The sequence below is a fragment of the Rhizobium sp. NZLR11 genome, assembly GCF_019685115.1.
Lineage (GTDB): Bacteria > Pseudomonadota > Alphaproteobacteria > Rhizobiales > Rhizobiaceae > Rhizobium.
This window is the reverse complement of record NZ_JABDWD010000017.1, coordinates 136,225-146,418: the sequence shown is the minus strand read 5'-3', so window position 1 is coordinate 146,418 and position 10,194 is coordinate 136,225. Positions and strand designations below refer to the sequence as shown.

Sequence of the window (10,194 nt, the reverse complement as noted above, 5' to 3'; positions counted from 1 at the left end):
GATTTGAGAGCACGAAGGCGCCCTGACCGAAGTAGTTGAGCAGGAGGCAGGGAAAGACGAGCAGGAACCAGGCCATCACGATCGGACGCCGGCCGAAATGGCCGAGGTCGACGTAGAGGGCCTCCGCACCTGTAACCGCGAGAAAGACGGCGCCCAGCACCGTCACTGTGATGCCGACGTTGTTTGTCGCATAGCGGAGCGCATGGAGCGGATTGACGGCCGAAAAGACAGCTGGATCGTCGAGGATATGGATCGCCCCGCTGAGCCCGAGCACCACGAACCACAGCGCCATGACCGGTCCGAACACTGCTGCCACGCCGGCCGTGCCGAAGCGCTGAACGAAGAAAAGCACAGCAATGATCGTGAGAGTTATCGGGACGATCCACGTCGACAAAGCCGGGGCAACCACCTGGATCCCTTCAACAGCCGACAATACCGATATGGCCGGAGTGATGATGGCGTCGCCAAGGAAGAGCGATGCGCCCGCAACGCCGAGCACGAGGACCCAGGCCGGCCTGCCGGAGAGACTTTCCCGAGCCAGCGTCATGAGGGAAAGTGTACCGCCTTCGCCACGGTTGTCGGCCTTGAGCACGAACGTGACATACTTCACGGTCACGACGATCGTCAGGGCCCAGACGATCAGAGAAAGGATTCCAAGCACGTTCTCACGATGCGATCCGCTTCCCGCGGTCGCATGGAGCGCTTCCCTGAAGGCGTAGAGCGGGCTGGTGCCGATGTCGCCGTAGACGACGCCGAGCGCCGCCAGGACCAACGCAGGCAAGCCGCTTTGCGTTTCATGTTCGAGTTCGGGATCCCGGGATCGGAGCTGCGGATAGGCCAAGGGCGGACTCGTGGTTTGGAGAAGCTCGGCGTCCGGATACGCCGGCAGGAGGGACGCTGTTAAATATGCAAGGCCATGCCGACCTCGTCAAACGAGTTGGGGGCTCAGGGGTTCCATGTACGACCTCGTCGAGCCTTTCCGGCCGAAGCCCCTGTCATTCCGGGCGACATCTTCGCGCCCTCGCTTGCAGTCGGCGCCCGCTTCGGCAGCACGGTCGGTTCGTTGCTCGGCACCAGCATCGCCCTTGCCACTATTCTCGGCATGGCCGGCTATTTCGCGGGCGTCGTGCAGGCCCCGACCCGATGACGGCTTTTGTCATCATCCTGGAAATCACCGGTGATCACTAAGCCATCATCCCGATCATGGCGATGTCGATGATCAGCTACGTGACATCGCGCATCCTGTGAGCCTCTCTATCACGGTCTGTCACGGGTGTGCGTCGCAGCCGCCATCCGGGCGCATCGTGCGATCGACAAAGAGTGTCCCTGAGCGACCGACGGGATGCTTCAGGATCGACGTCCAACACGCCCGAGCGGATTCTCTCGAAACGATGGGGCAGGATTCTCTGCCGAGGCTGCTGTCTCAACGCCCTTCGGCGTCCGGAAACGACGGCGAGAGTGCACTGCCCAAGCCTCGCACAATCAACAGGGATATCTCGAACGGGTTCGTCTCGCCCAAAGTTTTCGGCTTGGGGCGAGACGTATTCTGCGTTTCAGTGGCTGCCCGTCAAAATGAATGGCTGCCTATACATCCGCGCATTACTCAGCTGCACCCGCTCGTCGCACCGCACGTATCGCACTTCTCGCAAGTCCCATTCCGCACCATCGTGAAGTTCTGGCACTCCGAGCAGATGTTGCCGGTGTAACCCTGCATGATCGAGCGCTGGCGGCGTTCGGCTTCCACCTTCTTGGCTTCGGATTTCGCCGTTGCAGCGTCGGCTGCGGCCTTGTCGGAGAAGAGGGCGGTCGCGTCGCTGGTGATTTCCTCGGTCACCTCTTCGGCGATCTCTTCCGCCAATTCCTTGGCGCGCTCCTCGTAGTCGCGCTTGAAGGCGACGATTTCGGAGGTGGAGATGGCGACCGTCGGTTCCAGCTTGCGGGCGGCACTGCCGGCAAAGACGGTCACGGTGCCGGTGGACGTGGCGCGGGCTGGCGCTGCGGTCGCCGCACCCTTGGGTTCGCCCGCCTGGCGTTCGCCGCCGGTGCCGGGCACCAGCGTCGGCTTGTAGCCGCGGGTCCAGCCGGTGGAGAGCAGGTTGGTCTTGCCTTCCTGGATGCCCTTGCCGAGTGCGGTGTTCGAGAAATCAGACGTGTCGACATGCGCCAGGTCATGGCGGCCGAGATAGGAAACGGCCAGTTCGCGGAAGACATAGTCGAGGATCGAGGTGGCGTTCTTGATCGCGTCATTGCCGATGACCATGCCGGCCGGCTCGAACTTGGTGAAGGTGAAGGCCTCGACATATTCCTCCAGCGGCACGCCATATTGAAGGCCGAGCGAGATGGCGATGGCGAAATTGTTCATCATCGCCCGGAAGGCAGCGCCTTCCTTGTGCATGTCGATGAAGATCTCGCCGATGCGGCCGTCGCCGAATTCGCCGGTGCGGAGATAGACCTTGTGTCCGCCGACGGCGGCCTTCTGGGTATAGCCCTGGCGGCGGTTCGGCAGTTTTTCGCGTTCGCGGGAAACACGCTCGACCACCCGCTCGATGATTTTCTCGGTGATGGTGACGGCCTGGGCGGCGAGGGGCGCTTGCAGCAGTTCCTCCAGCGCATCCTCGTCGTCCTCGTCTTCGATCAGCGAGGCATTGAGCGGCTGCGACAGCTTCGAGCCGTCACGATAAAGCGCATTGGCCTTGAGGCCGAGCTTCCAGGACAAGAGGTAGGCGTTCTTGCAATCCTCGACGGTTGCGTCGTTCGGCATGTTGATCGTCTTGGAAATCGCGCCCGAGATGAAGGGTTGGGCCGCCGCCATCATGCGGATATGGCTTTCCACAGAGAGGTAGCGCTTGCCGATCTTGCCGCAGGGATTGGCGCAATCGAACACCGGCAGGTGCTCGGCCTTCAGGAAGGGTGCGCCTTCCAGCGTCATCGCGCCGCAGACATGGATGTTGGCGGCTTCGATGTCCTTCCTCGAGAAGCCGATATGGTCGAGCAGGCTGAAGCTCATGTCGGCCAGCTGTTCGTCGGAAACCTTCAGCGTCTCCTTCAGGAAGTCGGCGCCGAGCGTCCACTGGTTGAAGACGAACTTGATGTCGAAGGCGCTCTTCAGCGCGGCATTGACGGCTTCCACCTTCTCGTCGGTGAAGCCCTTGGTCTTCAGCGTCGATGGATTGATTGCCGGCGCCTGGTTCAGGTTGCCGTGGCCGACGGCATAGGCCTCGATCTCGGCGATCTGGCTTTCCGAATAGCCGAGCGTGCGCAGCGCGTCGGGCACGGCGCGGTTGATGATCTTGAAGTAGCCGCCGCCGGCGAGTTTCTTGAACTTGACGAGGGCGAAGTCTGGCTCGATGCCGGTGGTGTCGCAATCCATGACGAGGCCGATCGTGCCTGTGGGAGCGATGACCGAGACCTGGGCATTGCGGTAGCCATGCTGTTCGCCAAGCGCGAGCGCCTTGTCCCAGGCCGATTTGGCATGGGCGACGAGATCCTGGTCCGGGTTTTCCGAATGGATCAGCGCGACAGGATCGATCGACAGGGCCTCATAGCCTGAAATCTCGCCATAGGCGGCGCGGCGATGGTTGCGGATGACCCGCAGCATGCTCTCGCGGTTCGGCGCGAAGTTCGGAAAGGCCCCGAGTTCGCCCGCCATTTCGGCCGAGGTCGCATAGCAGACGCCGGTCATGATCGCCGTCAGCGAACCGGCGATGGCGCGGGCTTCGATGGAGTCGTAGGGAATGCCCGACGACATCAGCAGGCCGCCGATATTGGCGTAGCCGAGGCCGAGCGTGCGGTATTCATAGGAGAGTTCGGCAATGCGCTTCGACGGGAACTGCGCCATCATCACCGAGACTTCGAGCACGACGGTCCACAGGCGAACGGCGTGTTCGTAGTCGGCGATGTTGATGCGCTTGGTGGCCTTGTCCTTGAACTGCAAGAGGTTCAGCGAGGCAAGGTTGCAGGCCGTGTCGTCGAGGAACATGTATTCCGAGCACGGGTTCGAGCCACGGATCGGGCCGCCGGCGGGCGAGGTGTGCCAGTCGTTCATCGTCGTGTTGAAATGGATGCCCGGATCGGCCGAGGCCCAGGCGGCGTAGGAAATCGTTTCCCAGAGATCGCGCGCCTTCAGCGTCTTCATCACCCTGCCGTCCTTGCGGGCGGTCAGGTTCCATTCGCCGTCATTCTCGACGGCGCGCAGGAAGTCGTCCTTGATCGAGACGGAGTTGTTGGAGTTCTGGCCCGATACAGTGAGGTAGGCTTCCGAGTCCCAATCCGTGTCGTAGGTCTTGAATTCGAGATCCTTGTAGCCCTGGCGAGCGAACTGGATGACACGCTGGACGTAATTCTCGGGAACCTGATCCTTCTTGGCGGCGCGGATTTCGCGCTTCAGGGCAGGGTTCTTAGTGGGGTCGTAGCAATCGCCATTGTCGCCGCCTTCGCAATTGAAGCAGGCTTTCATGATCGACTTCAGGTGCCTTGCGACGATCTTCGAGCCGGTGACGAGGGCCGCGACCTTCTGCTCTTCCTTGACCTTCCAGTTGATGTATTCCTCGATATCGGGATGGTCGATATCGACGACCACCATCTTGGCGGCGCGGCGCGTCGTGCCGCCCGATTTGATGGCGCCGGCGGCGCGGTCGCCGATCTTCAGGAAGCTCATCAGGCCGGAGGAGCGGCCGCCGCCGGAAAGTTTTTCGCCTTCGCCGCGCAGCATCGAGAAGTTGGAGCCGGTGCCGGAGCCGTATTTGAACAGGCGCGCCTCACGCACCCAAAGGTCCATGATGCCGCCTTCGTTGACGAGATCGTCCTCGACCGACTGAATGAAGCAGGCATGCGGCTGCGGGTGTTCGTAGGCCGACTTGGACTTGGTCAGCTTGCCGGTGAAGGGGTCGACGTAGAAATGGCCCTGGCCGGGGCCGTCAATGCCATAGGCCCAGTGCAGGCCGGTGTTGAACCACTGCGGCGAGTTCGGGGCAACGCGCTGGGTGGCGAGCATATAGGCAAGCTCGTCCTGGAAGGCCGAAGCATCTTCCTCAGAAGAGAAGTAGCCGCCCTTCCAGCCCCAATAGGTCCAGGTGCCGGCAAGACGGTCGAAAACCTGGCGCGCATCGATTTCGGAGCCGGTCTGCTCATCCTTGGACAGGGTCTTCAGCGCCGCATCGTCGGGAACGGAGCGCCACAGGAAGGAAGGAACGTCGTTTTCCTCGACCTTCTTCAGCCGGGTGGGAACGCCGGCCTTGCGAAAATACTTCTGCGCCAGAACGTCGGTCGCGACCTGGGAGAACTGCGCGGGAACGTCGATATTCTCGAGGCGGAACACGATCGAACCATCAGGGTTCTTGATCTCGCTCGTCGCCTTGCGGAATTCGATATCCGCATAGGCGCCGTGTCCGGCCTTGGTGAAACGACGTTCGATGCGCATGGTCTTAACCTCGTGTTGGCGCCCGATCCCCGCGACCAGGGCGCAAAATTCCTATCCGGCGGCACTTTTGTCGTCGTGCAGCCAGTCTCGTTTCCGTATTGTCACAGGGGTGTCATCCGGAGATGCCCTTCCTGTATCTTGTGGTGATGGTGGCTGCAAACACTAAATATAGTATTAACAGCTTATTATCGCCAGTCCCAATGTCACTTTTTTGGAGGCTGAAAACCGCGCAGAAATCCTGTCAGGCCTGAACCGTTCCCGGCACATTACCCTGATTCCGCGTCTAATTTTCAAAAGGGAACCGGGCTCGTTACCTCCGGTCCTGTCGCCGCCGCAACATCAGAGACAGTAAGTTTGAAACAGGTGATTCCGTCAAGGGCTGGCTCTTAATAGATTGCTAACCACAACATCTTGTGGATGCGCCTGTGGAGATTGGGGAAAGCCGGGGAGCCCTGAAATTACAATGGCTTGCACGCGTCGCCGGCTAAGGAAAGTGCTGGAACGGCAAAAAAACGTCCCGCGGCAAATCTTGTGATGGCATTTCCGGCGCAAATGCGCATGCCGATTCGGCGAGGAAATTCGCACTCTTCAGAGCGCATCGATGGCGATGGTGACGGTGGCGACGCCGATCGGCCTGTCCTCTTCGTCCATGACGACGAAGCTCGCCTGCGTTTCGAGCATCTGGGTGGATTCGTTGCGTTCCGCCCGGTCGATGAAAATCTCGCGGGAGCCGTTGGCGAAAGTTCTGAGGTATTTTTCCTCGTCGCCCTGCCAATAGTCGGCGGTGATGGTGCTTTGCCCTACGTTCAGCCCATGACTGTCGGTGACGAAAAATTCGACGATCGCCCCCTGCGAGGCGTCCTGCCTGGTTTTCAGGTAATGCGACACGGATTTGTCGAGCAGCAGCTTGACCATCTGCAGGTGGTGCTGATCGACCTCCGACCGGTAGATCTCGTCGAGCACCCGCATATCCATTTCGCTGACATTGCCGAACTGCGCATTCTGCTCGGCGATGGCTTTCAGCACCAGCGGCGTTTCCACCATTGGCCGGATCCGCGTCTCGACATAGTCGCGCACCAGGGGAATATAAGCAGGCTCGGCGCGGGCAAGCGTCGGCGGAAACAGAAAGGACGCCAACCCAAGGGTTACAGCCGCTCCTATATGCACCCACCGCGCCATCTTGCTTCCCTGTACCGTATCGTCGCTGCACGCTTTAAGCGCAACTTGAAACGATTCGCACCCCGCTTGGTATATGAGCATAAGGTAAAATAGATGTGCAGATCCCGATAGCGGATTCACGAGGCCGGGTTGACAAAATCTGGAACAATTTCAAGTGGTAAATATTAGGATCGCGCGCTCTGATCGGCGATCAGCGCGGACCCTTGGCAATCGGCTCCTGGTAGGTGAAGCCCATGTCCCAAGGGAAGTAGATCCAGGTATCCTGGCTCACCTCGGTGATGAACGTATCGACGGTGGGAACGCCCTTCGGCTTGGCATAGACGCAGGCGAAATGTGCCCTCGGCATCATGGTGCGTACCTGGACAGCGGTCTTGCCGGTATCCGTCAGATCGTCGACGACGAGCACGCCTTCGCCGCCATTTTCCTGCAGTTCGGGCGCTATTCCCTTGAGCAGCGTCATGTCGCCCTGGTTGACATAATCATGATAGGAGGCGACGCAGACGGTCTCGATCAGCCGGATGTTCAATTCGCGCGAGATGATCGCGGCCGGGACGAGGCCGCCACGGGTGATGCAGACGATCGCCTTGAACGTCTGGTCGAGGCCGGCAAGCCGCCAGGCAAGCGCGCGCGCATCGCGGTGGAACTGATCCCAGGAAACGGGAAAGGCTTTATCGGGAAGGGACATCGGGCTGCTCCGCGGCATGAAAAAACAACACGCCGTTTGCCGGCGACCGGACGAGCTTGAGGCGGCAATCGGCCAAACCAGAAATCGCGCGAGTTGCAACTGCGCGAGATCGCGAGTTGCAACGCGCGAGTTCGCGAGCTGCACTGCGCGAGTTGTGGCCGAGGCTCGAAGCGTCATCGGTCGCCGCAATTAACGGAATTTGCCGGTAAAAGGCAAGAGCGCCGATGATGGCGGCAACCATCAACGCGACAACAGAGTCAGCGCCGTCATCGATTGCAGCAAGGTCTTCGTCGTACCGCCGAAAATCATCTGCCAGAGCCAGGAATGCGTATAGGCGCCCATGACGAGAAGATCGATGCTGTCGTCCGAAAGCCGGTTCTCGATGACATGCGAGGTGTTTTTGTCGACGCTTCGGGCCGTCGCAAGCGTAGTCTTCACGCCGTGGCGGGCGAGTGTCGCGGCGATCTCGGCGCCTGGCGTCAGCGGCGATTGCAGCGCCGTGTCGGCCGGATCGACCGAAAAAATCTCCACCTCGTCGGCGGCCTTGAGGATCGGCAGCGCGTCGAAGGTGGCGCGCGCCACCTCTTTCGAGCCGTTCCAGGCGATCAGCACGCGCTTGATCGGCTTTGGCTGGCGGATGATGTAGGGGATAATCAGCACCGGCCGGCCCGTTTCGAACAGGAAACTGTCGACGTCGACATGGCTGTCGGAGGGTTTGGCAGGGTCGGCCTGCGAGGCGATCAGCAGATCGGCGCTGCGCGCGCTTTCGATCAGCGGTGCGGAGCCGTAGCCGGTTGATGTTGCAAAGCTGCGCCATTCGGAGGAGCCGCCCGATGCTTCCGCTTTAGTGCGAAAGATCCGCTCGACCGCGATCGTTTCGCCATGCGCCATATCCTGCAGCGCCTGCACGGCGACAGGATCGGGGATTTCCATCGGCGCCACCAGCGGCACGGCGGAGATGGTTTCGGCATGCAGGCCGATCACATGAGCACCGCTTTCGGCGGCGAAGGCAAAGGCGAAATCGGCAACCGCGCTGCTATTGTCCGTTGTATCGAGAATGGCGAGAATGGTTTTGTAAGACATATCAATTCTCCTTGCGCTGAAATGGCGTGCGCGAGGGAAGGAATGCACCGGACCGTTCTTCCGTTCCTTGACGGGGATCAAGCTCGGTCGCCGGCTCCGGCATTGTCCTCAAGCCTCGGCGGAATGGTTTTCGGCGATGTCCTTTCGCTGGCGGATGGCCTCGATCATGGCGTGCACCTCGGCGCCGGCCGCATCGATCGCCGCCTGCGAGCGACCGCGCACGACGATCTCTGTCGAGAATTTCTGGCCGATATATCGGGGATAGGAACCGATGCTGGTTTCCGGATGGGCTTTCTGGATCGCGGTCAGCGGCGTGCCGATCTCGCCTTCGCCGTAAGGGCAGGCGATGGCGAGCGAGAGCACCGGCGTGCCGGTTCGAAGCGTCGGCAGCACATTGTCGACCATTGCCTGGAAGACCTGCGGCACGCCGGCCATCACATGGACATTGCCGATGATGAAGCCCGGCGCCGTCGACACCGGATTGGCGATATGGACAGCTCCGCGCGGCATGCGCGCCATGCGCTGGCGCGCCTCGGTGAATTCCATCTCACGGCGACGGTACATATCGGCCAGCAGCGTCATCGCCTCTTCGTCATATTCGCAGGGCACGCCGAACGCCTTGGAAATGGCATCGGCGGTGATGTCGTCATGCGTCGGCCCGATGCCGCCTGAGGTGAAGACGTAATCATATTTGCTGCGAAGCGCGTTCAGCGCCTCGACGATCGCCTCCTCGTCGTCGGCGACGATGCGCACCTCCTTGAGGTCGATGCCGGAAAGGGTGAGCAGATCGGCGAGGTGGCCGATATTCTTGTCCTTGGTGCGGCCGGAAAGAAGTTCGTCGCCGATGGCGAGCATGGCGGCGGTGACGACGATGGCAGGGCTCATGGGATGTTCCGTGAAGTGGGGCTGGTGAATAGGTAGCGTCCTTCGGCCCCTTTGCAAACAGCTATCAGGCGCGTTCATTCCCGCTGGAATGAGAAGCGCAAGTGAATTTTCGTCCACGGGCGTTGAACACTGAGTTCTTCAAGGCGGGACTGTGTTCGGAAATCCGCGCATGATAAAGATCCTCTCGATCACGACATTCAACCCACTGCGTGAAGGAAGACAGAAGATGGCGAAGGTTCTCGTCCTTTATTATTCGGCTTATGGCCATATCGAAACCATGGCCTATGCGGTTGCCGAAGGCGCCAAGTCGGCTGGTGCCGACGTCACCGTCAAGCGCGTTCCGGAACTGGTTCCGGAAGAGGTCGCCAAGGCTTCCTACTATAAGGTCGACCAGGCCGCTCCGATCGCCACCGTCGACGAACTGGCGGACTATGACGCGATCATCGTCGGTGCCGGCACCCGCTTCGGCACGGTCGCCTCGCAGATGCGCAATTTCTGGGATCAGACCGGCGGCCTCTGGTTTGCCGGCAAGCTCGTCGGCAAGCTCGGTTCGGTCTTCACCTCGTCGGCGACCCAGCACGGCGGCCAGGAAACGACCATCCTCGGCTTCATCCCGACCTTCCTGCACCAGGGCATGGTCGTCGCCGGCCTGCCTTATGCCTTCCAGGGCCAGATGGGTACCGAGGAAGTCAAGGGCGGCTCGCCCTACGGCGCCTCCACCATCACCAACGGCGACGGCTCGCGCCAGCCTTCCGAGATCGAGCTCGAAGGCGCGAAATACCAGGGCGCCCATGTCGCCAAGCTTGCTGCCAAGCTCGCCTGATCTTTGACGAGAAATAATAAGGCGCGGCGAGCGTAAGCTTGCGGCGCCTTTCCGTTTGATGGGAAATACTTGCCTGATCATTCGCCGGTGCCACCGGCAAAGCGGCGCATGACTGTTTGT

At 60.8% G+C, this 10,194-nt stretch carries 7 protein-coding genes and 1 pseudogene; 2 read left to right on the top strand and 6 right to left on the bottom strand.

The window, feature by feature from the left end; all coding sequences use genetic code 11:
- Nucleotides 1–841, bottom strand: an 841-nt coding sequence (locus HJB83_RS25495; protein WP_221159691.1) for a KUP/HAK/KT family potassium transporter, incomplete at its 3' end; no start/stop codon positions are given.
- Between the two features lie 156 nt (nt 842–997).
- Here HJB83_RS25495 and HJB83_RS25490 point away from each other — a divergent pair.
- A pseudogene (locus HJB83_RS25490) lies at nt 998–1,330 on the top strand (chloride channel protein); the annotation flags it as partial.
- A 273-nt stretch (nt 1,331–1,603) separates the two neighbouring features.
- Here the strand turns inward: HJB83_RS25490 and HJB83_RS25485 are convergent.
- The 5 genes from HJB83_RS25485 to HJB83_RS25465 form a co-directional block, all read right to left on the bottom strand.
- A complete protein-coding gene (locus HJB83_RS25485) occupies nt 1,604–5,419 on the bottom strand; it encodes a vitamin B12-dependent ribonucleotide reductase (protein ID WP_221132683.1) in 3,816 nt (1,271 codons plus the stop codon).
- Between the two features lie 588 nt (nt 5,420–6,007).
- Complete coding sequence (locus HJB83_RS25480) at nt 6,008–6,598, bottom strand: hypothetical protein (protein ID WP_207583901.1); 591 nt, start codon at nt 6,596–6,598, stop codon at nt 6,008–6,010.
- Between the two features lie 190 nt (nt 6,599–6,788).
- Nucleotides 6,789–7,283, bottom strand: coding sequence for a xanthine phosphoribosyltransferase (gene gpt / locus HJB83_RS25475; protein ID WP_164009136.1), 495 nt, complete (start codon nt 7,281–7,283; stop codon nt 6,789–6,791).
- 240 nt (nt 7,284–7,523) lie between these two features.
- Complete coding sequence (locus tag HJB83_RS25470; RefSeq protein ID WP_207583903.1) at nt 7,524–8,366, bottom strand: universal stress protein; 843 nt, start codon at nt 8,364–8,366, stop codon at nt 7,524–7,526.
- A 108-nt stretch (nt 8,367–8,474) separates the two neighbouring features.
- The gene (locus tag HJB83_RS25465; protein ID WP_207583904.1) at nt 8,475–9,251 is read right to left on the bottom strand and encodes a competence/damage-inducible protein A; all 777 of its coding nucleotides are present in this window, start codon (nt 9,249–9,251) and stop codon (nt 8,475–8,477) included.
- 226 nt (nt 9,252–9,477) lie between these two features.
- Between HJB83_RS25465 and wrbA the strand changes: the two genes are divergently transcribed.
- A complete protein-coding gene (wrbA, locus tag HJB83_RS25460; RefSeq protein WP_221116344.1) occupies nt 9,478–10,074 on the top strand; it encodes an NAD(P)H:quinone oxidoreductase type IV in 597 nt (198 codons plus the stop codon).
- Nucleotides 10,075–10,194 lie beyond the last annotated feature (120 nt).